We start from the raw sequence: 25,447 nt of genomic DNA on the forward strand, positions 1-25,447 counted from the left end.
GTCCTCCTTACGCGGCCTGCGGAACGGGGTCCGCGCCGTCCAGGTGATGACAGGCGGCACGGCACCCCTGCCCCGTGGCGCGCATCTGCGGCAGTTCGGCGCGGCAGATGCCGCTGGCCTGCGGACAGCGCGGGTAAAAGGCGCAGCCGGGCGGCCGTTTCGCCGGGTTCGGCGGCTCTCCCTGCAGGATGATGCGCCCCTTGAGCGGCTGCCCGGGGTCGGGCACCGACGAGATCAGCGCCCGGGTATAGGGATGGCGCGGCGCGGCGAACAGCCGCTCGACCGGCCCCTCCTCGACGATCCGGCCCAGATACATCACCGCGACCCGGTCGCAGAGGTTGCGCACCACCTTGAGATCATGGCTGATGAAGACCATCGCCAGCCCGTTCTCGCCGCGCAGGCCACGCAGCAGGTTGACCACCTGCGCCTGGATCGAGACATCCAGCGCCGAGACCGGCTCGTCGCAGACCAGCAGTTCGGGCGCGCAGGCCAGCGCGCGGGCGATCACCACCCGCTGCCTCTGGCCGCCCGACAGCTCATGCGGGTAGCGCCCGGCCTGATCGGCGCGCAGCCCCACCGATTGCATCAGCTCGGCCACGCGCGCGCGGCGGGCGGCATCGTCTCCGCGCGCATGGATATCCAGCGGCTCGCGGATCTGGCGCGCGATGGGCAGGCGCCGGTCCAGCGCCGCCAGCGGGTCCTGATAGACCATCTGCAGCCGCGCCCGCAGCGCCCGCCAGGCGGGCGTTCCCTTGTCGGGCAGCGGCGCGCCATCGAAACGCACCACCCCGCCCTGCGCGGGATCGACGCCCAGCAGCATCCGGCCCAGCGTCGATTTCCCCGAGCCGCTTTCGCCGACGATGCCCAGCGTCTCGCCCCGCGCGACCCGCAGGCTGACGCCGTCCACCGCGCGCACCGGCACCGCGCGGCCGAACAGGCCCTGACGGGTCGCATAGACCCGGACGAGATCCTCGGCCTCGATCAGCGCGCTCATGTCAGGGCGTCCTCGTAATCGCGCTGCGGGTCCCTTTCAGGCAGGGGAAAGGCGCAGGCCAGATGGCGGCCGTCGCGCTGCGGCAGCAATCGCGGCACCTGCGTGGCGCAGAAGCCATGCGCATGCGCGCAGCGCGGCGCAAAGGCGCAGCCGGGCGGCGGGTGCCGCGGATCGGGCACCGTGCCGGAGATCGGAACCAGCGCGCCGCGCGGGCCGTAAAGCCGCGGGATCGCGTCGAAAAGCCCCCGGGTATAGGGATGGCGCGGATGTCCGAAAAGCTGCGCCACGCTTCCCTGTTCGACAATGCGGCCGGCATACATCACGCAGACCCGGTCGCAGACCTGCGCCACCGCGCCCAGATCGTGGCTGATGAAGACGACGGCCATGCCCGTCTCGGCCCGCAGCCGTGCCAGCAGATCCAGGATCTGCGCCTGGATCGTGGCATCCAGCGCGGTCGTCGGCTCGTCCGCGATCAGCAATTCGGGCTCTCCGGCCAGCGCCATGGCGATCATCAGGCGCTGGCACTGGCCGCCCGAAAACTCATGCGGATACAGGCCGAAACGCCCCCGCGCATCGGGAATGCCGACCATGTCCATCAGCCGCAGCGCCTCGGCCCGGCCCGCGGCGCCGGTCAGGCCGCGATGCAGACGCAGGGCCTCGCAGAGCTGCCGGCCGACCCGGATCACCGGATTGAGCGCGCTGGCGGGGTCCTGGAAGATCATCGCGATCCGGCCGCCGCGCACGCGTTCCAGCCTGCTGCGCGGCGCATTGCAAAGCTCCTGCCCCTGCAGCCGGACCGAGCCGTCGATGCTTGCCTTGGACGGCAGCAGCCCCAGGGCCGCCAGCCAGGTCACGGATTTGCCGCAGCCGGATTCGCCGACCAGACCCAGGGCTTCGCCCGGCGCCACCTCAAGACCGATCCCGTGCAGAACCGCAACGCCGTCAAAGGCGACCCGCAGATCCCGGATCTCGACCAGATTGGCCATGTGTCTTCCTTCCTGTCCGGACCGGATGCGACGCGGCCGGACAATTGACCGGATGCCCCGGCCGGGAACGGGCCGGCCGGGGATATTGCTACAGGGCCGGCTCAGGCTTTTCCGGGCCAGTTCCCGGCGCGGAAATCCATCGCGAATGCCGGCGCCGCCTTCCAGTTCAGATCGGAACGCATGCCGGTGAAGACGGCGTTCTGATGCAGGACCTGATAGGCCGGGTCGTCGCGCTCGGCGATTTCCAGCATCCGCGCGATCGCCTTCTTGCGCTGCGCGCGATCGGTCGAGCTTTCCATCACCTGCGACAGTTCGTTCATCTCGGCATTCGTCCAGTCGCGCTTTTGCTGGACCTCGCCATTCGGGCCGAACTGCACCACCATCGGCGTGATCGGATCGTTGATCGTGTTCGAGGCCGACCAGTCGCGCACCCCCTTCACCCCGACCGGCTCGTGGATCTGGCCCCAGTTCTCCTTCATCTCGATCTCGACATTCAGGCCGACCTGCTTCCACATCTCGACCATGATCTGACCGTTGGAGACCTGGTTGGTGTAATAGTTGTTCAGCAGCCGGAACGGGATGGCGTCGCCCTTGTAGCCGGCCTGCGCCAGCAGTTCCCGCGCCAGAGCGGGGTTGAACTCGGGCGGCGCCCAGCCGTCGATGAACATGTCCGAGCCGCGGAAGCTCTCGAATTGCAGGCCCGGCGGCACGACGGTCATGCCGCCCCAAAGCGCCTGCACGATGGCCTCGCGGTCGATGGCATGGGTCATCGCCCGGCGCACCAGCGGATCGGCGAGGATTTCGTTTTCGGTGTTGAAGACGGAAATCCGGTGGTTCCAGATGGTCGAGTTCTGCACCTCGAAACCGTCGGTTTCCTGCACCTGCGCCACCTGGTCGGGCGGCAGGTCGCAGGCGAAATCATATTCGCCCGACAGCAGGCCGTTCACCCGGCTCGCGACCTCGGGCACCTCGACGAAGACGATCTTTTCCAGCGGCGGACGGCCGCCCCAGTAATCGTCAAAGGCCAGCAGGGTCAGCGACACGTCGGGGCGATAGTCGCCGACCATATAGGCGCCGGTGGTGATCGGCTTGGCGGCCCATTCGGCATAGCTCGCGGCCTCGTCCCAGGCGCGCCGGTTGGCGATCTGGCTGCCATGAGAGTAAAGGCGCCCCTCCAGCGTCACGTCGGGCGCGGCATTGCGCAGCCGGACGGTATATTTGTCGACGATCTCGATGCCTTGCAGCGCCGGCCAGAGACGGCGGCCGATGCCCGGCACATTGGCCGGCAGATCCTTGCCGGTCGCGGGCTTGTAATTCTCGGCGTAGATGGTCGTGCCGCCGGCGGGCTGGGTATCGGCGAAAACCCGCTCGGGCGAGAAGGAAAAGGCGATATCCTCGGCGGTCATCTCGTCGCCATTGTGGAACTTCACCCCCTGGCGCAGCCTGAGCTGCAGCGTCCTGTCGTCGATCCTGCTCCATTCCGTGGCCAGCCCCGGCAGCGGACCCTGATCGCCCATCCAGTCGCGCAGGATCAGCCCCTCCCACAGATTGGGAAAGAACACCCGCTCGCCGACATTGGACTGTTCGTTCCAGATGTCGAGCGTGTTGTTATTGGTGATCTTCTGCACCGCGACCGTCACGGAGGGACGGGCACCCTGGGCACGCAGGTAGCCGGGAAGGACAAGGCCGCCCGCCGTCGCGCCCATCAGGCCGAGCGCGTGGCGTCGATTGAGTCTGATCATCTTACTCTCCTGCCGCCCCGGCATGCGTAGGGGCCGGGGATGATGAAATTTTCACCGGGCGGGTCCGGCAGAGCCGTCATCACAAGCCGCTCTGCGCATGGCCGGGCACGCGCCGGATACAGGCGGTAAAGCAATCCAGCACGACAGCGGCACGATGCTTTCACGACGATCGGGTGACATTGCCGGCGGTCGGCGGGAAGCGCCCCGGCCGGTCACGGAGCTGTCATCCCGTTGGCCTAAGGCGGCGTTGGATCCATTGCCCGCCGGGCACCCCTTGAACAGGATTTTGAGCATGAGCACCCTTCCCCTGCTTGGCGCGGCAATGCCGCTCGACACGTTTGAAACCCTGCGTGACTGGATGCTGGCCGAGCCGCGCGACCTGGAATTGCAGGATTTCATCACCGCCGATGTCCTGAACGGCGACTGGCAGCCGCTGGTTGACCGCGCCGCCCGGCTGCTGGACGGCCATGCCGGACGGCTGGGCATTCACGGCCCGTTCTGGGGGCTGAGCCTGGCCAATCCCGACCCCGACATGCGTGCGCTGGTGACCCGGCGGATGGAACAGGGGCTTGCGGTCTGCGAGGCCCTGGGCGCCACGCAGATGGTCATCCACAGCCCCTATACCACCTGGAATTACAACAATTTCGACAATATCGCGGGCGCGCGCGACGAGGTGACCGAGCTGGTCCATGCCACGCTGGACCCGGTCATCGCCCGGGCCGAGGGCGCCAGTGTCACCATGGTTCTGGAAAACATCGAGGACAAGGATCCCGATTCGCGCTGCCTGCTGGCCGACAGTTTCGACAGCCCGGCCGTCGCCGTCTCGCTGGATACGGGGCATGCGCATTACGCCCATGGCTCGACCGGGGCGCCGCCGGTGGATTACTATGTGACCCGCGCCGGGAAACGACTGCACCATGTCCATCTGCAGGATGCCGACGGCCATGCCGACCGGCACTGGCGGATCGGGCACGGCAACATCCTGTGGCCCTCGGTCTTCGCGGCGCTGGCGCCTCTGGGCGACCAGCCCCGCCTGATCCTCGAGCTGCGCGACAAGGAGGCCATCCTGCCCTCGGCCCGCTATCTTCAAGACATGGGCCTGGCCCGCTGACGGCGGATCAGGCCCCGTGTCTGCGCCGGCCATGCCGGCGCAGCGCTTGCGTCAGGCGGCCATCGTCGCCTTGTCGCGCCGCGCCGCCGCCATCAGCGCGGCGACCGCGCATGAGGCGTGGCGGGTAACCAGCGAATCGGCCCTGCTGGTCAGGATGATCGGGACCCTGGCGCCCAGCACGATGCCCGCGCAATCCGCCCCGGCCAGGAAGGTCAGGCTCTTGGCCAGCATGTTTCCGGCCTCGAGATCGGGGACAACCAGCACATTGGCGCGCCCCGCCACCGGCGAGACGATATGCTTGACCTCGGCCGCCTGCATGCTGATCGCATTGTCCAGCGCCAGCGGCCCGTCCAGCACGCCGCCGGTGATCTGGCCGCGATCCGCCATCTTGCACAGCGCCGCCGCCTCGACCGTCGAGGGCACCTTGGGGTTGACGGTTTCCATCGCCGAGAGGATCGCCACCCGCACCTCGGGCGTGCCGAGCGCCTGGGCCAGGTCGATGGCGTTCTGAACGATATCGACCTTTTCCTCCAGCGTCGGGGCGATATTGACCGCCGCATCGGTGATCAGCAGCGCGTCCTCATGGCCCGGCACATCCATCACGAAGCAATGGCTGATCCGCCTTTCGGTCCGGATGCCGCAGGCGCGCGACACGACGGCGCCCATCAGCTCATCGGTATGCAGGCTGCCTTTCATCAGGGCCTCGACCTCGGCCTTGCGCACCAGTTCGACGGCCTTGGCCGCCGAATCGTGGCTGTGCAGGGCATCGACGATCGGAAAGCCCGATATGTCGATGCCGTTATCGGCCGCCACGTCCTGGATGCGCTCGCGCGGGCCGACCAGAACCGGACGGATGAGCCCCATCCGCGCCGCCTCGACCGCGCCCCGCAGCGACACCGCATCGCAGGGATGGGCGACCGCCACCCCGACGCTGCCGGCCGCCGCCGCGCGGTCGATAAGGGCCTGGTATTTTTCCCGGACCGGCGCTTTCTGAACGATGTCCACGGCCATCACCCGGCAACCTTGCGGATCGGGGTCGCGCGGCCATCGACGCCGAACAGCACCCGGATTTCCTTGAGACGCTGCGCGGTGACCGGCTCCAGCTTGCCCTTGGCGCCGACGATCTTCTCGATCGTCTCGACGACCGCCTTGTTGCGGGCGGCATCCTCGGACAGCATCCGCGGAATCGCCGCCATGGCGCGTTCCGGATCGGCGCGCAGCAAGGTCGCCTGCCGGCGCAGGATCGCCTTCAGCGCGGAAACGGACAGCGTCTTGCCGTCCGACGCGGCCTTGTAGATCTGCTCGAGCGCGTTGAACTGACGCTCATCGACGCCGCTACCATGCAGCACATAGATCAGCGCCCGCATGCCGGCCTCGAGCAGGCCGCCCTTGGTCTGATCGGCCTCCAGATCCAGCGAGGTGTCGATCTGCCGGACCACGCCCGAGGCGCGGCGGGCGTTCCGCGCATGGTCGGATTTCAACCCGACCGCAGCCTGCAGCACCGGCGAGCCATAGATCGAATGGAACATCGTCTCGGCCCAGACCTCGCGCGCCTTGCCGACGATCTCCAGGCTGTTGGTCACCCATGAGGAGACGAATTTCTCGTATTGCAGGAACAGGTTATCCGGCGATACCGGATGACGCTGCCCGTCGGCGCGGATATTCTCGGCCATTTCGGCGACCTGGGACATGACCGGGTTGCGATCGGAAAAGATGCGATAGGCGATCCGGTTGGGATGCATCTCGCGCAGGATCTCGGCGCTGGTTGGCGTCGAGAAGGCCCGCACGAAGGGGCTGACCAGCGACCGGTACAGGCCCTGATTGATCTCGGACACGCGCGCCGAGGCGGCGAACTTGCGCTCATCCTCGTCCGAATTGTGACCAAGCGCGCGGATGTCGTCCAGCGTGCGCGGCACCAGCCGGGCCAGGTGCTTGCCGCCGATCAGCTCGCGATTCTCGACCGACTCGCCCAGTTCGGACAGTTCCAGCTCGTAAAGACCCGGCAGCAGCGAATCGATCATCTCCATGTTGAGGGTGATTTCCTCATGCTCCTTGGTCGCCACCGAACCCGAGACGAAGATGCCCAGATGGCCGATGCTCTGATGCAGGCAATAGATGATTGTCTGCCCGTTCTGGATGATCTGGTCGACATCGTCGTAAAGATCGGTCACCCAGTCGAGCGCCTGCTGCGGCGGTGTGATGTCGTCGCCCCAGGAACAGAACACGATGATCGGCGAACGGATCTTGCGCAGATCGACGCGGGCGCCGTCGCTCATGATCGTTTCGCCGGCGGTCAGGTGGTTGCCCACGAACAGCTCGTCGACGATGAACTGCATTTCCTCGGCGTTGAGCTGGACCGGAACGCCCCACCACTTCTCGAATTCAAGATAGCGCGGCCCTTCGGTATCGACCTTGGAATAGACGTTGTACTGCTTTTTCCACAGCGTATTGGCCAGATTGTTCGATTCGAAATTCGACACCAGCCAGGCGCCGTCGAACTTGCCGTCGCCGACATCGCCGGTCAGCGAGGTCATCCAGCTGCCGCCCAGATTGCCGCCCAGGTAGCGCATCGGATTCTTGCCGCGCACGCCCGCCCAATAGGACAGCGGCGCGCCCGCCAGCAGGATCGGGCCGGCAATCTCGGGATCGAGCGCGGCGGTGATCATGATCTGCCAGCCGGCCTGGCAATTGCCGATCAGGGTCGGCTTGCCCTCGGCTTCGGGATGCAGCTCGGCGACGGTGCGAATGAATTCGGCCTCGGCGCGGCAGACATCCTCGACGGTCTGGCCCGGCATCGGCTCGGGCAGGAAGCCCACGAAATAGCACGGATGACCGGCCTGCAACGCGACGCCGATCTCGCTGTCATGCTTCATCCCGCCGATCCCCGGCCCGTGGCCGGCGCGCGGATCGAAGACGATGAAGGGCCGCTTCCTGGGATCGACCACGACCCCTTCGGGCGGGGTGATCCGGACCAGCGCATAGTTCACCGGACGCTCGAAGCTGCGCCCGTCGCTGATCACTTCCGCGCTGAAGCTCAGCACGTTCGGCGCGACGCGCACGATCTGTTCCTCGTAATTGTTGCCGCGTTGGCGCAGGATGTCCAGAAACAGGACCGAGCGCTCCATCGCGTCGCGCATGTATTCAACCCATGGATTGTTCGGAAAGTTCAATTCGGTATGTGCCATATCATAGCTCTGTCATATGAGACGTGCGGCCACCGGCCGGCTGCTTTCCGGCATGTCGTCAACCGCGCCATCGGTGAATAACTTGCCCGGCAATTCCGTCGAGAACGCCGGACAGGGCGAATTTCAGCAGCCGGGGCTCATCAAAGCTCCCAGGCGACGAACATCCCCACATCTCCGGGCATGCCATGAGGCCAGTCCACGATCTGCGCCTTCAACTTGTAGCCAAGCGGCTTGAGATGCTCGCGCCACAACTCATAGACCTGCCGGGGGCGTCCGGTCAGCGTCTCGGGCCAATCCTCCTCGGCCTGATTGATGGCGCGGCCGCGATCGGTGCAAAGCTCGTTGGGAAAGCGGCCGACCATGATCTCTTCCTTGCCCTTCAGCGCGACCTGCTTCAGGCGGTAGAGAAAGTTCTCGATCATCTTCTCGTCGATCGGCTCGTTGGACTTGAGCCTTTCAATAAGCTCGCGGCGCTGCTTTTCCGCATTGCTGGAGGCGACCCCGGCCTGCTGGGCCTTTTCCGATTCGGCCTCGGCGAAGATCTGCCTCAGCTCCTTGACCGACAGCAAGAGATCGTGCTCGTCAGCGGGGAAAGGGGTGGTCTCATCGGTCATGGCAATACCCTACTGCTTGGACAAAAAATCGCGCGCTAAGACAGCCCCTAGATGGGATATCCAAGCGACATTTCCATAGCCGGCCGGTCGGAACGTCGCGTCGCTATACCTGCGATACAGCTACAGAATCCTCTCTCGATAGCCCGAGTATTGCGAAAGCGATCCGTGATCGCAAGCCATCCGAACCGACACAGGAAAAGAACTGTCCAGCAAAACAAGACACCAGCTTTCATGGCACCGTCGCGCCACCGTTACCAGGATGATCCGTGTCGGGAATCCAGTATGATGCGGCAAGACGACGTTACGGTGACATGCGCGCATCCTGAAACGCTGGCGCCTTCCATGCGACAAAAGGCCGCAGGCGGCCCGTCATTCCCTGCTGGCGCGCGGCACCAGGTCCGGCGCTCCGGGGCCTGACAGGCCGGGCGCCGGATTTCTTCTCAGCCCAGTTTCCGGCTGACCAGTTCGTTGACCGCCGTCGGGTTGGCCTTGCCGCCGGTGGCTTTCAGCACCTGACCGACGAACCAGCCGGCCAGTTTCGGGTTCTGCCTGGCCTTTTCGACCTGAGCCGGGTTTTCGGCGATGATCTTGTCCACCGCTGCCTCGATGGCGCCCAGATCGGTGACCTGTTTCATGCCGCGCGCCTCGACGATCGCGGCCGGCTCGCCGCCCTCGGTCCAGAGGATCTCGAACAGGTCCTTGGCGATCTTGCCCGAGATGTCGCCCGATGCGATCAGGTCGATCACGCCACCAAGCTGGGCGGCGGAAACGGGTGAGGTTTCGACCGTAAGCCCTTCTTTGTTCAGGCGGCCGAACAGTTCGTTAATGACCCAGTTCGCGGCCTGCTTGCCGTCGCGGCCAGCGGCGACAGCCTCGAAATAATCGGCATTCTCGACCTCGGCGGTCAGCACGCCCGCATCATATTCCGACAGGCCCAGTTCCTTGACGAAACGGGCTTTCTTGGCGTCGGGCAGTTCCGGCATCGAGGCGCCGATCTGATCGACCCAGGCCTGCTCGATCTCCAGCGGCAGCAGGTCGGGATCGGGGAAATAACGGTAGTCATGCGCCTCTTCCTTGCTGCGCATCGACCGCGTTTCGCCCCGGTCGGGATCGTAGAGACGGGTTTCCTGCACGATCTTGCCGCCATCCTCGATAATGGCGATCTGGCGGCGGGCCTCGTAATCGATCGCCTGCTGGATGAAGCGCAGCGAGTTCATGTTCTTGATCTCGCAGCGGGTGCCCAGATGGCGGAAATCCTGGGTCTCCTGATAGCGCTCATAGGCGCCAGGGGCGCAGACCGAGACGTTCACATCGGCGCGCAGGTTGCCGTTCTGCATATTGCCGTCGCAGGTGCCCAGATAGCGCATGATCTGGCGCAGCTTCGACACATAGGCCGCCGCTTCCTCGGGGCCGCGGATGTCGGGACGGCTGACGATCTCCATCAGCGCGACGCCGGTGCGGTTCAGATCGACAAAGGACAGGTTCGGGTCCATGTCATGGATCGACTTGCCGGCATCCTGCTCCAGATGGATGCGTTCGATGCGCACCCGGCGGGCGACGCCCGGGCCCATGTCCACGATCACCTCGCCCTCGCCGACGATGGGATGGTAAAGCTGGCTGATCTGATAACCCTGCGGCAGGTCCGGGTAGAAATAGTTCTTGCGGTCGAAGGCCGAGCGCAGGTTGATCGCGGCGTTCAGCCCGAGGCCGGTCTTGACCGCCTGCGCCACGCAGAATTCGTTGATCACCGGCAGCATGCCGGGCATGGCGGCATCGACAAAGGCCACATGGCTGTTCGGTTCCGCGCCAAAGCCGGTCGAGGCGCCGGAGAACAGCTTCGCCTTGCTGCTGACCTGGGCGTGGACCTCCAGCCCGATGACCAGTTCCCAATCCTGTTTCGCGCCCTGAATGATCTTCGGTTCCGGGGCGGTGAAGCTCAGATGGTCCAGCATGGCATTTCCCTTGGCAAGATTGCCCTGCCTTCTAGGACTTTGGCGGCGGGCGGGCAAGGGTGCGGGGGTCAGGACAGCTTCATGCCGCGGCTGACCTCATCCAGCGCGTCGCGCTGGCGCGGGCTGAGGCTGCCGCCCGCCTGCCCAACATCGTCCAGCACCGACAGCAGCGGCTGGAAGGCGGTCTTGTCCAGCTGGTACAGCCGCTTGGTCAGGCGCGGAATGGCGGTCTGCGGCCCCTTGCATTCGCTGACCAGCCAGCGGCCGACGATCATCAGCTCATCGGCGCGTGTCTGGGATTCGTTGCAGTTTCGGGCAATCGAATCGCCGAGCTGCTTTTGCTGTTCGGCCGTGGGCAGCGAGGACAGTTCCAGAAAGGCGATGCCGATGCCGGCGATGGCCAGCGCCGGTTCCTCGATGCTTTCGACCGGATGCACGTTCAGGCGGCGGCGAAAGCCCAGCCGCCGCGCGGCCGAGATCACATCGCCTGCCATATCGGCCAGATCGCGGCTGACCTGCGCCGCCATGCGGATACGCCAGGCCCAAACCCCGGCAGCCAGGACAAGGCCCAGAAGAGCAATAATGAACGGCATGATCTTTACCCGAAAAATCAATCGCGCGAACGTTACCGGGACAGATCAGCCACGTCAATCCACCCAGCTGCGCCCGCCCGGGCGCCCCTGTCTTTCGGTCCTTGGCAAGCCGTGCTCGGGCGCCTCGTCCGCCTTGCCGTCGGCCAGCAGTTGCTCGGGGTCGTCATTGAGCGGGGCGGCACTGGGGCCATGGGCGAAACGCTCGATCAGCGCGTTTTCAAGCTGGCGGTTCAGGTCCTGGCTCAGCCGCACATATTCCGGGTTCTGGTCCAGCGGCACACCCGGCTGCCAGACCTCGGCCAGTTCGCGCAGATGGACGCGGTCCATGCGGTAATAGATGCGTTCGAGCTCCGAAGCCTCATAGGGCGACAGGCCGACCTGTTCCAGCGCGTAGCGCCCCGCCCGCAGCGAGCTGTCAAAGGTCTCACGCACGATATGGTCGGCCCGCGCCTCGTAAAGCTGGAACACGTTGACCCGGTCGCGCGCGCGGGCGATGACGATGATATCGGGACGCTTTTCCTTGGCATAGCGGACCAGCCGCAGATTGGCGGCGGGGTCGTCCAGCGCGGCGACCAGGACCCGGGCCTTGTCCAGCCCCGCCGCGGTCAGGATCTCGGGCCGGGTGGGGTCGCCGAAATAGCCCTTGAAGCCAAAGCGGCGCATCAGCTGGATCACCTCGAGGTCATGGTCCAGAACCGTGGTCTGAAAGCCCGACATGGTGATCAGCCGGTTCACCACCTGCCCGAAACGGCCGACTCCCGCCACGATGATCGGCTGCTGTTCGTCGATCTCGTCAGGGACGCTGCTGCCGCGCTCCTCGGCGATCCGCCGCGAGATGAAATCCGACAGGATGAACAGCAAGGGCGTGGCCAGCATCGACAGCGCGATGACCAGCAGAAAGCCCTGCACCAGGGCGCGCGGCAGGATCGCCAGCGAGACGGCATAGGACAGCAGCACGAAACCGAATTCACCCGCCTGCGCCAGCGACAGGGTGAACAGCGTCCGGTCGCGGCCGCGCAGCCCGGTGACGCGGGCAATGCCGTGCAGCACCAGCGCCTTGATCGCGATCATCACGAAGGTCACGCCCAGCACGACCACCGGCAGCTCGAACAGGATGCTGAAATTCATGCTGGCGCCGACGGTGATGAAGAACAGCCCCAGCAGCAGCCCCTTGAAGGGCGCGATCTGGGCCTCGAGATCGTGGCGGAATTCCGACCCGGCCAGCATCACGCCGGCCAGAAACGTGCCAAGCGCCGGCGATAGGCCGACGAATTCCATCAGCGAGGCGATGCCGACCACGATCAGCAGGGCAAGCGCGGTGTCCAGCTCGTTCAGCCGCGCCGAATTGACATAGCGAAACAGCGGCCGGACCAGATATTGCCCGATCAGCACCACGGCGGCGACCGCGCCCAGGGCGATCAGCGCCACCCCCCAGCCCGGCAGGGCGCCAAGGAACTCGGCCGCGCCGACATGCTCGCCGCCCGCGCCGCCGGCGACGGCGCGCGGCGCCAGAAGCGGCATCAGGGCGATCATCGGGATCACCGCGATGTCCTGGGTCAGCAGCACGGCAAAGGCGCTGCGCCCGCCCGCCGTCTGCATCAGGGATTTTTCCGACAGGGTCTGCAGCACGATGGCGGTCGAACTCAGCGACAGGATCATGCTCAGCGTGACGGCGACCTGCCAGCTTTGCCGCAGTGCCAAAGCCACCAGCGTCAGCAGCGCCATGGTGCCCAGGATCTGCATCCCGGCCAGCCCGACCAGCCGCTTGCGCATCGCCCATAGCGCGCGCGGCTCAAGCTCCAGCCCGATCAGGAACAGCATCATCACCACGCCGAATTCGGCAAAGCTCTGCAGGTCGGCCATTTCGCCCTCGCTGCCCGCCAGGCCGAGGACCGGCCCGATCAGGATGCCCGAGACCAGATAGCCCAGCACCGATCCCAGCCCCAGCCGCGCCGAAAGCGGAACGGCAATGACCATGCTCAGCAGATAGATCGTCGCGACGAACAGGAATTCTTCCATCAGCGCCCGTCCAGCAGGCGCAGTTCATGGGTGCGGCCGTCCTTGACATAGGTCAGCCGGCCGTCGCCGATCGAATTGATCTTGCCGCCGTCGATCCGGTCGCCCAGCCGGACGGTCACGATCCTGCCGTTGCGCAGCCGGATAAGCGCACGGCTGGCCTTGCCTGCGCCGATGATCCCGATGACCGTGGTACGCCCCAGATTCATCGCGCGCTTTTCGGTGGCCGAGGAAGCGACCGAGGCCGCAGTCTCGCCGCCGGGCGACACCTCGCCGGCGATCTCGGGTTCGTTATCGACCTCGGGCGGCTTGTATTGCTGGCTCCGGGCGCGCGCGGCCTGTTCCTCGGCCGCGGCCTGGGCACGGGCGCGGGCCTCGGCCTGGGCCCGGGCCTGCGCCTCGGCGGCGGCGTCGGCGGCGGCGCGGGCGCGGATCCGGGCCTCGGCCTGGGCCTGCAATTGTTCGTCGAGCCGGCGCCGCGCGGCCAGTTCGGCCTCGGCCGGGCTGGGCTGGGCCGAAGCCTCGGGGGTCGCATCGGGGCCGGACGCGCTGCGCCGGGGCGGCAGCGGCGACGAGGTCAGGGCCGAGAGCTGCACCCCGCCAGCCGACGCGGCCGAGGCATCCACCGCGGCCGAGACCGCCGCATCGACCGCCTTCTGCGAAGGCCCGGCCGATGACGCGGCGGGGCGCGATCGCGGGCGCGCCGAGCCAAGCAAAAGCCCGCCCGAATCATGGGCGGGCGCGGCTGCGGCACCAATGGGTTGCGGCTTGTCCGGTGGCGAGGTCGTCGCCGATCTGAGCGCGGCCTCGATGGCCGAGGAACTGACCGCATCGCTGGCGGTCGCGGGTCCGGCCCCCGGAGGTTTCGGGGCCGGTCGCGCCTGTGCAAGCATGTGTCCCGGCGCCGGCTGATCGCTCCAGGCCGTGCGCAGCCCGGCGCGGTCCATATCGCGGATAAGCTGGCGCAGCTGCGCCTCTTCGTCGGTGTTCAGCGGCTCTGGCTGCTCCTCGATCAGTTCGGGCGCCGAGCCTTCGGGACGCAGGGGCGGGCGGGCCGAGCCGCGCAGCGAAATCGCGCTGCCGCCGGTCACCGGCGCGGCCTGAACACGGGCGTCCGGCACCGGCGCGGCGGGCGCCGCGGGGGCGGAAACCACCGGCGCCGCAAGCGGACGCCGCGCCGGCGGCCGGGCGCTGGCGGCGGGCTGAACGCTGCGCTGCGCGGCCTCATAGGGCAGCGGATCCGATGGCACCCGGGGCGCGGCATCGGCGCTTGGCCGCGAGGTCTGCGGCGTGGTCCGGCGCGGCGCGAGTTGCGGCCGGGCGGAACTGGTCAGCCGCACGGCAGCGGGCGCGGCCACCGGCCCGGTCGCCTCGATCGCGGCGCGCAGGGCGCGCTCGACCGCCTGCTGTTGCGTTCCCTGCGCGTCGGTTGGCGGCTGGGCAGCCGCGGTCTCGCGCCCGTCGGAAGCCTCCGGTGCGACGGTCCGCGCGGCAACCCCACTCGCGGCGGCCTGTTCCGCGGCGGAAGGCGGCACCACCGCCGCGGCGACGGCGGCAGCCGCAACGATCACGCGACGGCGCTGCTCGACTGTCAATTGCGCAAAGGAAACCGGCTGCTCTGCCGCTGGCGTCGCATCCCCGGCAACCGGCGCACCGGCCGACCCGGAGACCGCCGCATCGTCGGACCCCGCGTCGTCGTTCGGCGCGGCCTGTGCCGGAACATTGGCGGCTGCCTGCTCGGCGGAAGGCTGCGCGACGGCAGGCTGCGCGGCGGCCGTTTCGGGCGGGGCTTCCGGCACCGCATCCGGCACGGTTTCGACCATTCCGGCGCTCTGCGCGGGCGGGCTTTCGGCAGCGTCCCGAGGCAGGGCGGCGGTCGGGGTCGACTCGGCCGGCGCGGCACCCTCTTGCGCAAGCCGGGGTTCGGGAACGACAAAGGCCCAGATCAGGATCAGCCCGACAACCAGCCCGCCCAGCATGGCGATCAGCCCCAGCAGGCCGCCACGATCGCCGGGGCGGCGCGCCTGAGCGGGGGCGGCGCCCACCTGGCGCGCAGCGCGCGCGCCGGCGGCCCGCTCATGCAGAGCTTGGGCGCGCGGATCGAGCCCCTTGCCGCGTGGCGTCGGGGCTTTGGGTTCGGCCCCGGTCGCGGGGCGGGGCGCGCCGTGGCGCACCACGGGCGGCGCCTTGGCCGCGGGGGGCAAAGGCGCGGCAACCGCCGCTTCGTCATCAGCCGTGCCGGCTTCGACTGCCTCGGTGGCGGCCGGGATGGCCCCGGAGACGCCTGTCACGGCGGCGACCTGCCCGGCGTCCGGGTCTGCGGGCACGACAGGCGCGGCTGCCTGCGGTTCAGGGGCCGGGGCGGCTGCGGCGTTTTCGTCCGGCGGGGCGCCGGTCGCGGGATCCCCGGCGGCGGGGGCCTCGGCCGTGTCCGATTCCTCTGCTCCGGTTTCTGCGCCGGTACCGGCAGGCGCAGCCTCGGGCGCCTGTGCCGCAGCCTCGTCATCGGCCGCCGCATCCGCCTTGGTGCTGACAGCCGGGTCGGCCACCGCAGCGGCCGGTTGCGACGATGGCGCGGCGGTTTCATCGACGGCAGGCGCGGCGGCAGTGTTTTCGCCCGGCGCCTCGCCGTCGGCATCCAGATCGGCATCCAGATCCAGGTCGAGCACGCCCTGCCCTGCCACGTCCAGGCCAAGGTCCTCATCCGTATCCGCATCCGCCTCATTCGCGATCGCCAGATCGGGCGAGGTCACGCTGACCTGCGCGGGATCGACGGCCGGGCGGGCGGCAGGGGCCGGCTCCAGCGCGAATACCGGCTCTCCGGGATAGGTCCCGCCCTCGGGCGCGGCGCAATAGCGCTGCCCCTCGAAACCGTATTGCGCGGCGAAATCGCGCGCCTCGCGCAATGTCTGGCGCGCGACGGCGGCGACATGCAGGCTGTCGCCCTCGCCCTCCCAGTCAAAGGCCAGATCCTCGATGGGATAGGGCGTCAGCCCGTCCAGCGCACGCGTCACCGCATCGCGGCGATCGGCGCCGGGGGCCACGGTAAGCGTCGTGAACAAAATCTGGTCGTCGGGAATGATCAGTGTCACCGGCAGGGCGGCATCATCACCGCCGCCCCGCGCCATCCGGCGCAGGCGCATCAGATCGCCGCGAAAATCCGCCGCCTCGAATTCGACCGAACCCAGATGCCGCCAGGCGGGGCGCGCCGGCTTGCTCTGGTCTTCGGCGGCTTTTTCGCGCTGCTGAAGGTGCACGGAATCCGCGCTGAAGGAAAGTGAGTATTCGGTTACGGACTCAAGCGACATCTATAGGCTTTGCCTTGCAGTTCCGGGCGCCGCGGCGCGTCGTCATTATTGGATAATGACGAGTAACCCAGATCGCGATCCGTGAAAAGCAAAACACCATATTGTGAGGCATCCCGGGGCGGCATTCACACGTTATAGCGGCTAGACCGAGGTCGAGCGGGCAATAACCCGCCGCACGATACAGGAGAAAACGACCCGATGCAGCAATTCCGCCCATTTCTGACCGCCGCCGCGCTGATCGCGCTTGGCGCGGCGCCGCTGGCCGCGCAGACCGAATCCCCCGCGCCCGATTCCCCGACCCCCGCCAGACAGGAACAACGCGCCATGAAAGCCCATGATTTCGCGCGGCTGACGGTCAACGGGCTGGGCGAGGCCTCGGCACAGCCCGACATGGCGACGATCACCGTGGGCGTCAGCACCCGGGCCGCGACCGCCGCCGAGGCGATGTCGCAAAATGCCGAGCAGCAGAATGCGGTGATCGAGGTGCTGAAGGCCGAAGGCATCGAGGCGCGCGACATCCGGACCACGAGCCTCGATCTGTCGCCGGTCCTGGATTATTCGCAGGATGGCCAGCCGCCGAAACTGACCGGCTACAATGCCCGCAACAATGTCACCGTCAGGCTGCGCGACCTGCCGAAGCTGGGCGCGCTCCTGGACAGCCTGGTCACCTCGGGCGCCAATGAGATCGGCGGCATCGCCTTCTCGCGCGAGGACATGACCGAGGCCGAGGACCGGGCCCGCGCCGCCGCGGTCGCGAATGCCCGTCACCGGGCCGAGATCATGGCCGAGGCCGCCGGGATGAAGCTTGGCCCGCTGCTGCGGCTGAGCGACGCGCAGCTCAGCGAGCCGAGGCCGGTCGCGCCGATGTTCGCCCGCGCCCAGGCCAGCGCGCCGGCCGCCACCCCGGTCGAGGCGGGCGAGCTGACGGTCAGCGCGCATGCCACCGCCATTTTCGCCATGCGGCCGCTCGACGCGCCGCAGGATGGAATGCCGCCCGCGACGCCCGGGCAGGGCGACGGCGCCTCGGACTGACCGGCGCAAGGGAAACAAGCGAATGACAAGGGCGGCGCGGGGTTTTCCGCGCCGCCCTCGATCATATCCCCGGCCGGGATCAGGCCGTGGCGGCGCTCAGCGCCTGATCCAGATCGGCGATCAGATCGGCGACATCCTCGATGCCCACGGACAGCCGCACCACGTCCGGCCCGGCGCCGGCGGCGATCTTTTGCTCGTCGCTCAGCTGGCTGTGGGTGGTCGAGGCCGAATGGATGACCAGCGAGCGGGCATCGCCCAGATTGGCGACATGGCTGAACAGCTTGAGGCTGTCGACAAGCTTCACCGCCGCGTCATAGCCCCCCTTGACCGAGAACGAGAACAGCGCCCCCGCCCCCTTGGGATAGACCCGCTTCGCCGTCGCATTCCAGGGCGAGGAGGCTAGCCCGGAATAGGTGACTTTGGTCACGCGCGAATCCTGCTCCAGCCATTCCGCCACCTTCTGCGCGTTCTCGACATGGCGCTGCATGCGCAGGCCCAGCGTCTCGATCCCCATCAGCGTGTAATGGGCGCCCTGCGGGTTCATGGTCATGCCCAGATCGCGCAGGCCGATGGCGATGCCGTGAAAGGTAAAGGCCAGCGCGCCGAAGGTTTCGTGGAACTTCAACCCGTGATAGGCGGGTTCGGGCTGCGACAGGCCGGGGAACTTGTCCGAGGCCGACCAGTCGAACCTGCCGCTGTCGACGACGGCGCCGCCCGTCACCGTGCCGTTGCCGGTCATGAACTTGGTCAGGCTGTGCACGACCAGCGTCGCGCCCATCTCGATCGGCCGGCACAGATAGGGGGTGGCCAGCGTATTGTCGACAATCAGCGGCAGCCCGGCCGCCTCGGCGATTTTCGCGATTGCCGGGATATCGGTGACATAGCCGCCTGGATTGCTGATCGATTCGCAGAAAATCGCGCGGGTGTCGTCGTCGATCGCCGCCCTCACCGCGTCCGGATCGTCCAGATCGACGAATTTGCACGACCAGCCGAAGCGCCGGATCGTATGGCTGAACTGGGTGATGGTGCCGCCATAGAGCCGGTTTGAGGCGACGACGTTCCTACCCGGCCCCATCAGCGGAAACAGCGCCATGATCTGCGCCGCATGGCCCGAGGAACAGCAGACCGCGCCGGCGCCGCCCTCCATCGCGGCCACGCGGGCCTGCAAGGCGGCGACGGTCGGATTGGTCAGGCGGGAATAGATATAGCCGACCTCTTGCAGGCCGAAAAGCCGGGCGGCATGTCCGGCATCCTGAAAGGCATAGGCCGTGGTCTGATAGATCGGCACCTGGCGCGCGCCAGTCGCGGGATCGGGCGCCGTCCCGGCATGAATGGCATTGGTATCGAAACCCCAGTTCTCGGACATGGTCGTGACTCCCGCTTTTGTTCGGCACAGACACTACGCCCAAGCCATGGCAAAAGAAAACCGCGATTCCATCCCGCTGGCCGATGCCGGGCGTGCAGGCTCTCCTACCCCTTATCCCTTTCGATGATCCACTCGACTTCCGGGGCGGGGACGAAGCGCCAGTTTCTTCGGGGTCCGGCCATGACGTTGAGGTAATACATCTCGAATCCGTAGGGCGCGCCACAGGGGTGGTGGCCGCGGGGGACCAGGACGACGTCGCCGTCCCTGACCGCCATCACCTCGTCGAGGCTGCCATCGTCGGTATAGACCCGCTGGATGCCGAAGCCGTTCTCGGGGTTCAGCCGGTGGTAATAGGTTTCCTCCAGATAGGTGATGCGGGGGAAATCGTCCTCGTCATGGCGGTGGCTGGGATAGGAGGACCAGTGACCCGCCGGCGTGAACACCTCGGTCACCAGCAGGCTGTCGGCATAATCCTGATCCTCCATGGCGATATTGTTGATATGGCGGGTATTGGTGCCCTTCCCCCGCTCGGTCAGGGTGATCCCGTCCGGCCCGATCCGGCGCGCCTGATGGCCACCCTTTCCCGGCGCCGAACAGACGGCGATGACGCAATCCGTGGTCGCCTCGGCCTGCCAGTCCTGACCGTTCGGGAGGTAGAGGCAATGCGGCGGGGTCTTCTCGAAGACATCCATTCGGTCCCCAAGCTCGCCCCAATCCTGCCCGGCAGTGTGGAGGCGTGCCTTGCCCTCGACCATGACCAGAATGACCTCGTTGCCGCCGGTCGCTCCGGCCGCCCGGTCGCCCGCGCGCAGGTGGTGCAGCGAGAAACCGACATGGCGCCAGCCGGCATCCTGCGGGGTGATGCGGTGCACCTCGCCACGGGTGCCAAAGGGTTTGCGTAAAAGCCCGCTCATGATCCTGCCTCATTTGCCATGTCGAATATCCTCGGATGGTGCGGGGGCAGACAGCCCCCGCCATGGTCGCCCTCAGGCGGCGGCCCTGTCCAGCCCGGCCTCGGCCGCCGCCGCCTTCAGCGCCGCCAGCCCCATGGACTGGTATGCCAGCGGGTTCCTGACCGCCGGATCCTGCTCGGCCTCGATCACCAGCCAGCCATCGTAACCCGCCTGCGCCAGGATGCGCAGCAGGGGCACAAAATCGATCGCCCCCTCGGGATCGCCCGGCACGGTGAAGGCCCCGGCCAGAACGCCCTGCAGGAAGGACATCCCCTCGGCCCGCACCCTTTCGGTCACCGGGCGGCGGATGTTCTTGGCGTGGAAATGCGCGACGCGGGGCGCGTGACGCGTCAGCACCGCCGCCGGATCGCCGCCACCGAATGCGCAATGCCCGGCATCGAAGAGCAGATGCGTGGCCGGCCCGGTCGCCGCCATGAAGGCGTCGATCTCCTCGGGGCTCTCGACCACCGTGCCCATATGGTGGTGATAGGCCAGCGTGATGCCCTGGCTGGCCAGATAGGCCGCGAATTCCTCCATCTTCGCGCCGAATTCCGCCATCTGGTCCGCGCTCAGCCGGGGCCGGTCGTTCACCGCCACATCCGGGCGGCCATGCACGGTGTTCGAGCATTCGCAGGCTATGCAGACCCGGCAGCCATTGGCCTTCAGCTTTGCCAGATGGCCCTGCACGGCGGCGATCTCGTCCGCGACCGAACGGGTCAGCAGTTCCGTCGAATACCAGCCCGAGATGAAGCGCAGCCCGTATGCGCCCAGCAGCGCCTTCAGCGCCTCGGGGTCCTCGGGCCAGCGATGGCCGTTCTCGATCCCGTCAAAGCCGATCTCGCGGCCCGCCTCGCGCAGGATCTGCTCGGTCGGGATATGCGCGCCGATCGACTGGTCGTCGTCATTGGCCCAGGCGATGGGGTTGGTGCCGTAAAGGATCATGGGTCAGCCTCAGTTCAAAAGCGCCTGTCGCGCGATATTTGTCAGATAGTCGGCATAGGCGGCGCGCAGCCGGTCGCTGTCGCCGATCTCGGGCACCGCCACGTCCCAGAAATGCCCCGCGCCCTCCAGCCCGTCGCCGGGGCCGGGCTCGGCGGTGGTGTCGATGACGATCACGGTCGGGATGTCGCGGCTGCGGGCGGCGGCGATTTCGGATTCCAGCGCCGCGATGCTGTCGGCCTTCACCGCATGCGCGCCCATGGATGCGGCATGGGCGACAAAGTCGATCTGCGGCTGCGCTTCGACATTGCTGTCCACATACATGTTGTTGAAGGCCGCCCCGCCGGTGCCCTGTTGCAGCCGGTTGATGCAGCCATAGCCGCGATTGTCGGTCAGCACGGTGGTAAAGGGGATGCGCCGCATGACCGCCGTGGCCAGTTCGCTGTTCGCCATCATGTAGCTGCCATCGCCGACGAAACAGATCACCTCGCGATCGGGCCGCGCCAGTTTCAGCCCCATGGCGCCCGCCACCTCATAGCCCATGCAGCTATAGCCGTATTCCATGTGATAGCCGCCCTGGCTCGGCTGCCACAGAAGCTTCAGCGCACCGGGCATGGTCCCGGCCGCGCACATGGCAATCGCCTCGGGCCCGGTCGCCCGCTGCACCGCGCCGATCACCTGCGCATCGGTCGGCAGCGCGTTGCCGTCGGAGGGCGCGGCGCAATGCGCATCGACCGCCCTGAGCCAGTCGGCGCGGGCCTGCGGCAGGGCGGCATCGGCGCGATAATCCCCCAATGCGGAAGTCAGGGCGTCGAGCGCGACCTTGGCATCCGCAACGAGGCTGACCCCGCCATGCTTGGCCGCATCATGGGGCTGCGCATTCAGGCTGACCAGTTTTGCGCCCGAAAACAGCGTCCGCGAGCCGGTGGTGAAATCCTGCAGGCGCGTACCGATGCCGATCACCAGATCGGCCCGGCCCGCCACCAGATTGGCCGCAGCCGCGCCATCGACCCCGGCCGCGCCATAGTTCATCGCATGGTCCTGCGGCAGCGCGGATTTGCCCGCCTGCGTCTCGATCACCGGGATATTGTGGCGGCTGGCGAAACCGGCCAGCGCATCCTCGGCCCCCGAATAGACGACCCCGCCGCCGGCCACGATCACCGGGGCCCTGGCTTCGCGGATCAGACCCGCCACCTCTTCCAGCTCAGCCGCATCCGGCGCCGGCCGGCGGATGCGCCAGACGCGCGGCGCAAAGAACGCCTCGGGCCAGTCATAGGCTTCCGCCTGCACATCCTGACAGAAGGCCAGGCAGACCGGCCCGCAATTGGCCGGGTCCGTCATCACCCGCATGGCACGCGGCAGCGCGCTCAGCAGATGCTCGGGCCGGGCGATGCGGTCGAAGTAACGCACCACAGGCCGAAAGCAGTCATTGGCCGAGACCGTGCCGTCATCCCAGTCCTCGACCTGCTGCAGGACCGGATCGGGACGGCGGCTCGCGAAGACATCCCCCGCAATGATCAGAAGCGGCAGCCGGTTCACATGCGCCAGCGCCGCCGCCGTCACCACATTCGTGGCCCCCGGCCCGATCGAGGTGGTCACCGCCTGCGCCCGCCGGCGCGCCGAGCCCTTGGCAAAGGCAATCGCCGCATGCGCCATGGTCTGCTCGTTCTGCCCCCGCCAGGTCGGCAGCGCCGCGCCGATCCCATGCAGCGCCTCGCCGATGCCGGCGACATTGCCGTGCCCGAAGATCGCCCAGACGCCCTCGATAAAGCGCGGACCCTCTTCCGTCATCTGCACCGAAAGCCAGCGCATCATCGCCTGCGCCGCCGTCAAACGGATCGTCCCGCTCATCTGCCCGCCTCCAAACCCATTCTCTTTCATCTCCAAATATCCTGGGGGAATCGCCGTCAGGCGATGGGGGCAAAGCCCCCCTGCCCCCGCCCATCAGGCCGCCACACGCGCCCGCGCCCGCGCCCGGTCCCAGATCGCGCAAAGCCGTCCGTAGCGCGCGGCCATCTGCGCCACGGCATCCGCGTCGCTCAGCGCGCCCGCCAGCCAGCCCCGCGCCGCAGCGGCAAAGATCGTCCGGCCCACGGCAAAGCCCCGCACCAGCGGAAAGCCCGCCGCCACCTCAAAACTGGCCGCCAGCTCGTCCTCGGGCGCGTCCAGCCCCAGCACCACGATGCCGCGCGTATGCCGGTCATGGTCCTCGATGGCGGCAATGGCATTGGCCCAGGCGGTCGCCGTCTGCATCGGCTCCAGCTTCCACCAGTCGGGGTAAATCCCCGCCGCATAGAACTGCCGGATCAGCGTCGCGGTGGTCGTCTCATCGACCGGCCCGACCTTCGAGGGGATCACCTCCAGCAGGAATTCCAGCCCGTTGCGCCTTGCCGCCGCGTAGAGCCGCCCGACCGTCGCCTCCTGCCCGGCGCGCAGCGCGGCGTCGTCATCGGGGTGGCAGAAGCACAGCACCTTCACCACATTCCCGCGCGCCCATTCATGCAAGCCGCCGCAATCGGGGCCCAGTTCCGGCTCAAGCCGCAGCGGCCGCGAGCCCGGCCATTCGGCGGGCCGCCCGATCCACAGCCCCGTCCCCGAGGCCGCATGCAGCGCCGAGCGCCCGATCCGGTTGTCGCACAGAATGCCATAACCGGTCCGCCCATCGGCCACCTGACGCGCGGCCTGCAGGCACAGCTCCTTGAAGGCGCCGCCCTTCGCGGGCGTATAGCCCTCCATCTCCTCCAGCTGCCCGCGATGGTCGAAGGCAAAGACCCGCATCCCGGACCAGTCGCCCGCGCCGGGACCCGTGCGGTTCGTGGCCCAGTGGATCTGCTCCAGCTCGGCATCGTTGCGCAGATCCGGGCGCCTGACCCCGCGACCCAGAAAGAACTCCAGCTCGGCGAGGCTGGGATAGGCCGGCGTGCAGCCATGGCGCGAGACCGCGAAGGCGCCGCAGGCATTGGCGTATTCCAGCGCGCGCGGCCAGTCCTCGCCATCCAGCCAGCCCTTCATCAGACCGGAAAAGAACCCGTCGCCCGCGCCCAGCACGTTGAACACCTCGATGGGGAAACCCGGGCCCGTCTGGCCGTCGTCCAGACGGTCCGGGATCCTGCCCTCGAACGCCACCGCCCCCTTCGCGCCCCGCTTGCAGACCAGCGTGGCATCCGAGACCTGCCGCACCGCGCGCAAAGCCGCGATGGTGTCGGTCGTCCCGCCCGCGATGTGGAACTCCTCCTCGGTGCCGACGATCAGATCGAAATAATGCAGCGTCGATTGCAGCTCCTGCGTCACCGCGGCGCTTTCCACGAACCGGCTCTCGCCCTCGCCATGGCCCGCCACGCCCCAGAGGTTCGGCCGGTAATCGATATCGAGCGCCGTCTGCGCCCCGTGCTTCTTCGCCAGTTCCAGCGCCCGGATCACCGCCGCCCGCGTCCGCGGATGCGACAGATGCGTCCCCGTCGCCAGCACGGCCCGCGCCTCGCCGATCAAGCCCTCGTCGATATCCTCCTCGGTCAGGCCCATATCGGCGCAGTTCTCGCGATAGAAGATCAGCGGGAAACTGTCCTCGTCGCGAATGCCCAGGATCACCAGCGCCGTCAGCCGCTCCGGGTCCGTCTTCACGCCCCGCACATCCACGCCCTCGCGCAGCAGCTGCTCGCGGATGAAGCGCCCCATATGCTCGTCGCCCACCCCGGTGATCACCGCAGACTTCAACCCCAGCCGCGCCGTCCCGCAGGCGATATTCGTCGGAGACCCGCCGATATATTTGCTGAAAGACCCCATATCCTCCAACCGGCCACCAATCTGGTCGCCGTACAAGTCAACGCTGCTGCGGCCGATCGTGATAAGGTCCAACGGCTTCGTCATGAAACCGCTCCACGCATGTGATCCATGCTGCTGCGCAGCGCCGTCTCGGGATCGGCCAGATCGTGAACCTCCTGCGCGAAGGGTTCATGACTGAAGGGGCCGGCATAGCCGCCCGCCAGCAACGCCCTGATCTGCGCGACGTTCTCGAGCCGGTCGGCGCCATCGACCAGCATCCGGTGCCCGTCCAGCATATCGGCGACCGCCACCCCGGGATCGCTGACACCCGAGACATGCACAAGGCCGGTGCGGTTGGGATAGATTTCGGTCTCGCCGGCCAGATGGTGGTGGAACGTGTCGTGAAGCAACCGATAGGTCCCGTCATCGCCCGCCTCGGTGATCGCGGCGATGGCCTCGGCCTTGGTGCGCAGCGAACTGATCGGAAAGCCCAGCGGCTCGACCAGCCCGGTCAATCCGCGTTCGCGCAGGATCGGCTTCATCGCATCCAGCGCCGCCACCACCTGCGAATGCGCGACCTTGCTGCCGTCGTTCAGCGGGCACATGACCACCGCCATGGCGCCGCATTCGGCGGCGTAATCGGCCAGCCGCTGCGCCCGGTCGGGCAGATCGCCGGACCACAGATTGAACGGATAAAGCGCGTTGATCGACAGGATGGTGATGCCATGCTCGGCGGCCAGAGCATGCACCGAACGGGGATCCATCGTGCCGACGATATCGGGCAGATCGTTGCGGATCTCGACCTCGGTCACGCCAAGCCGGCCGCACATGGCGAAGAATTCGCCAAGCGCCAGCTTCGGGGCGGCGATATGGTTGATGGCAAAGCGCATGGGT

At 67.5% G+C, this 25,447-nt stretch carries 18 protein-coding genes; 2 read left to right on the plus strand and 16 right to left on the minus strand.

All coding sequences use genetic code 11. The features are described from left to right. Window positions 1-7 precede the first annotated feature (7 nt). The 3 genes from IT41_RS01955 to IT41_RS01965 all read right to left on the minus strand — a co-directional run bounded on the left by IT41_RS01955 (window position 8) and on the right by IT41_RS01965 (window position 3,722). Window positions 8-994 carry an ABC transporter ATP-binding protein gene (locus tag IT41_RS01955; protein ID WP_036738359.1) on the minus strand — a complete coding sequence of 329 codons (987 nt, stop codon included), beginning with the start codon at window positions 992-994 and terminating at the stop codon, window positions 8-10. After that, the gene (locus IT41_RS01960; RefSeq protein ID WP_036738361.1) at window positions 991-1,980 is read right to left on the minus strand and encodes an ABC transporter ATP-binding protein; all 990 of its coding nucleotides are present in this window, start codon (window positions 1,978-1,980) and stop codon (window positions 991-993) included. The genes IT41_RS01955 and IT41_RS01960 overlap by 4 nt, the downstream gene beginning before the upstream one ends. A 101-nt stretch (window positions 1,981-2,081) precedes the next feature. Further along, complete coding sequence (locus IT41_RS01965; protein WP_036738363.1) at window positions 2,082-3,722, minus strand: ABC transporter substrate-binding protein; 1,641 nt, start codon at window positions 3,720-3,722, stop codon at window positions 2,082-2,084. A gap of 292 nt (window positions 3,723-4,014) precedes the next feature. On the opposite strand from IT41_RS01965, the gene IT41_RS01970 reads away from it, so the two are divergent. Next, entirely contained in the window at window positions 4,015-4,833 is an 819-nt protein-coding gene (locus tag IT41_RS01970) for a sugar phosphate isomerase/epimerase family protein (protein ID WP_036738365.1), read from the plus strand. A 51-nt stretch (window positions 4,834-4,884) separates the two neighbouring features. Here the strand turns inward: IT41_RS01970 and IT41_RS01975 are convergent, their stop codons facing one another. The 7 genes from IT41_RS01975 to IT41_RS02005 all read right to left on the minus strand — a co-directional run bounded on the left by IT41_RS01975 (window position 4,885) and on the right by IT41_RS02005 (window position 16,501). Continuing rightward, window positions 4,885-5,844, minus strand: coding sequence for a phosphate acetyltransferase (locus IT41_RS01975; protein WP_052081231.1), 960 nt, complete (start codon window positions 5,842-5,844; stop codon window positions 4,885-4,887). Beyond that, window positions 5,844-8,018: a DUF3141 domain-containing protein gene (locus IT41_RS01980; RefSeq protein WP_036738367.1), complete on the minus strand. Its 2,175-nt coding sequence runs from the start codon at window positions 8,016-8,018 to the stop codon at window positions 5,844-5,846. Before IT41_RS01980 ends, IT41_RS01975 begins: the two co-directional genes overlap by 1 nt. A 140-nt stretch (window positions 8,019-8,158) precedes the next feature. Continuing rightward, complete coding sequence (locus IT41_RS01985) at window positions 8,159-8,632, minus strand: hypothetical protein (protein WP_036738369.1); 474 nt, start codon at window positions 8,630-8,632, stop codon at window positions 8,159-8,161. A 440-nt stretch (window positions 8,633-9,072) separates the two neighbouring features. Next, a complete protein-coding gene (gene gatB, locus IT41_RS01990; RefSeq protein WP_036738374.1) occupies window positions 9,073-10,584 on the minus strand; it encodes an Asp-tRNA(Asn)/Glu-tRNA(Gln) amidotransferase subunit GatB in 1,512 nt (503 codons plus the stop codon). Window positions 10,585-10,652: 68 nt separating this feature from the next. Further along, window positions 10,653-11,177 carry a hypothetical protein gene (locus IT41_RS01995; protein WP_036738376.1) on the minus strand — a complete coding sequence of 175 codons (525 nt, stop codon included), beginning with the start codon at window positions 11,175-11,177 and terminating at the stop codon, window positions 10,653-10,655. Window positions 11,178-11,231: 54 nt separating this feature from the next. After that, the gene (locus IT41_RS02000; protein ID WP_036738377.1) at window positions 11,232-13,196 is read right to left on the minus strand and encodes a cation:proton antiporter domain-containing protein; all 1,965 of its coding nucleotides are present in this window, start codon (window positions 13,194-13,196) and stop codon (window positions 11,232-11,234) included. After that, on the minus strand, window positions 13,196-16,501 hold the full coding sequence (locus tag IT41_RS02005) for a hypothetical protein (protein ID WP_036738379.1): 3,306 nt from the start codon (window positions 16,499-16,501) through the stop codon (window positions 13,196-13,198). Before IT41_RS02005 ends, IT41_RS02000 begins: the two co-directional genes overlap by 1 nt. Window positions 16,502-16,699: 198 nt before the next feature. On the opposite strand from IT41_RS02005, the gene IT41_RS02010 reads away from it, so the two are divergent. Then, window positions 16,700-17,533, plus strand: coding sequence for an SIMPL domain-containing protein (locus tag IT41_RS02010; RefSeq protein ID WP_036738383.1), 834 nt, complete (start codon window positions 16,700-16,702; stop codon window positions 17,531-17,533). Between the two features lie 79 nt (window positions 17,534-17,612). Here the strand turns inward: IT41_RS02010 and IT41_RS02015 are convergent, their stop codons facing one another. The 6 genes from IT41_RS02015 to IT41_RS02040 all read right to left on the minus strand — a co-directional run bounded on the left by IT41_RS02015 (window position 17,613) and on the right by IT41_RS02040 (window position 25,443). Further along, the gene (locus tag IT41_RS02015) at window positions 17,613-18,899 is read right to left on the minus strand and encodes an O-acetylhomoserine aminocarboxypropyltransferase/cysteine synthase family protein (protein ID WP_036738384.1); all 1,287 of its coding nucleotides are present in this window, start codon (window positions 18,897-18,899) and stop codon (window positions 17,613-17,615) included. 104 nt (window positions 18,900-19,003) lie between these two features. Beyond that, the gene (gene iolB / locus IT41_RS02020; protein WP_036738386.1) at window positions 19,004-19,813 is read right to left on the minus strand and encodes a 5-deoxy-glucuronate isomerase; all 810 of its coding nucleotides are present in this window, start codon (window positions 19,811-19,813) and stop codon (window positions 19,004-19,006) included. 72 nt (window positions 19,814-19,885) lie between these two features. Next, window positions 19,886-20,794, minus strand: coding sequence for a myo-inosose-2 dehydratase (gene iolE / locus IT41_RS02025; RefSeq protein ID WP_036738387.1), 909 nt, complete (start codon window positions 20,792-20,794; stop codon window positions 19,886-19,888). A 9-nt stretch (window positions 20,795-20,803) separates the two neighbouring features. Continuing rightward, on the minus strand, window positions 20,804-22,642 hold the full coding sequence (iolD, locus tag IT41_RS02030; protein WP_036738565.1) for a 3D-(3,5/4)-trihydroxycyclohexane-1,2-dione acylhydrolase (decyclizing): 1,839 nt from the start codon (window positions 22,640-22,642) through the stop codon (window positions 20,804-20,806). Between the two features lie 93 nt (window positions 22,643-22,735). Continuing rightward, window positions 22,736-24,658, minus strand: a complete 1,923-nt coding sequence (locus tag IT41_RS02035; RefSeq protein WP_036738389.1) for a bifunctional 5-dehydro-2-deoxygluconokinase/5-dehydro-2-deoxyphosphogluconate aldolase — start codon at window positions 24,656-24,658, stop codon at window positions 22,736-22,738. Next, window positions 24,655-25,443 (minus strand): TIM barrel protein, encoded by a 789-nt coding sequence (locus IT41_RS02040; RefSeq protein WP_036738391.1) that lies wholly within the window; start codon window positions 25,441-25,443, stop codon window positions 24,655-24,657. Before IT41_RS02040 ends, IT41_RS02035 begins: the two co-directional genes overlap by 4 nt. Between the last annotated feature and the right edge of the window lie 4 nt (window positions 25,444-25,447).

The sequence above is a fragment of the Paracoccus halophilus genome, from assembly GCF_000763905.1.
Classification (GTDB): domain Bacteria; phylum Pseudomonadota; class Alphaproteobacteria; order Rhodobacterales; family Rhodobacteraceae; genus Paracoccus; species Paracoccus halophilus.

What these genes read in the sequence shown, in the direction of transcription:
- IT41_RS01955 (WP_036738359.1), bottom strand. Translation starts at nt 994, where the DNA reads ATGAGCGCGCTGATCGAGGCCGAGGATCTCGTCCGGGTCTATGCGACC.
- IT41_RS01960 (WP_036738361.1), bottom strand. Translation starts at nt 1,980, where the DNA reads ATGGCCAATCTGGTCGAGATCCGGGATCTGCGGGTCGCCTTTGACGGC.
- IT41_RS01965 (WP_036738363.1), bottom strand. Translation starts at nt 3,722, where the DNA reads ATGATCAGACTCAATCGACGCCACGCGCTCGGCCTGATGGGCGCGACG.
- IT41_RS01970 (WP_036738365.1), top strand. Translation starts at nt 4,015, where the DNA reads ATGAGCACCCTTCCCCTGCTTGGCGCGGCAATGCCGCTCGACACGTTT.
- IT41_RS01975 (WP_052081231.1), bottom strand. Translation starts at nt 5,844, where the DNA reads ATGGCCGTGGACATCGTTCAGAAAGCGCCGGTCCGGGAAAAATACCAG.
- IT41_RS01980 (WP_036738367.1), bottom strand. Translation starts at nt 8,018, where the DNA reads ATGGCACATACCGAATTGAACTTTCCGAACAATCCATGGGTTGAATAC.
- IT41_RS01985 (WP_036738369.1), bottom strand. Translation starts at nt 8,632, where the DNA reads ATGACCGATGAGACCACCCCTTTCCCCGCTGACGAGCACGATCTCTTG.
- gatB (WP_036738374.1), bottom strand. Translation starts at nt 10,584, where the DNA reads ATGCTGGACCATCTGAGCTTCACCGCCCCGGAACCGAAGATCATTCAG.
- IT41_RS01995 (WP_036738376.1), bottom strand. Translation starts at nt 11,177, where the DNA reads ATGCCGTTCATTATTGCTCTTCTGGGCCTTGTCCTGGCTGCCGGGGTT.
- IT41_RS02000 (WP_036738377.1), bottom strand. Translation starts at nt 13,196, where the DNA reads ATGGAAGAATTCCTGTTCGTCGCGACGATCTATCTGCTGAGCATGGTC.
- IT41_RS02005 (WP_036738379.1), bottom strand. Translation starts at nt 16,501, where the DNA reads ATGTCGCTTGAGTCCGTAACCGAATACTCACTTTCCTTCAGCGCGGAT.
- IT41_RS02010 (WP_036738383.1), top strand. Translation starts at nt 16,700, where the DNA reads ATGCAGCAATTCCGCCCATTTCTGACCGCCGCCGCGCTGATCGCGCTT.
- IT41_RS02015 (WP_036738384.1), bottom strand. Translation starts at nt 18,899, where the DNA reads ATGTCCGAGAACTGGGGTTTCGATACCAATGCCATTCATGCCGGGACG.
- iolB (WP_036738386.1), bottom strand. Translation starts at nt 19,813, where the DNA reads ATGAGCGGGCTTTTACGCAAACCCTTTGGCACCCGTGGCGAGGTGCAC.
- iolE (WP_036738387.1), bottom strand. Translation starts at nt 20,794, where the DNA reads ATGATCCTTTACGGCACCAACCCCATCGCCTGGGCCAATGACGACGAC.
- iolD (WP_036738565.1), bottom strand. Translation starts at nt 22,642, where the DNA reads ATGAGCGGGACGATCCGTTTGACGGCGGCGCAGGCGATGATGCGCTGG.
- IT41_RS02035 (WP_036738389.1), bottom strand. Translation starts at nt 24,658, where the DNA reads ATGACGAAGCCGTTGGACCTTATCACGATCGGCCGCAGCAGCGTTGAC.
- IT41_RS02040 (WP_036738391.1), bottom strand. Translation starts at nt 25,443, where the DNA reads ATGCGCTTTGCCATCAACCATATCGCCGCCCCGAAGCTGGCGCTTGGC.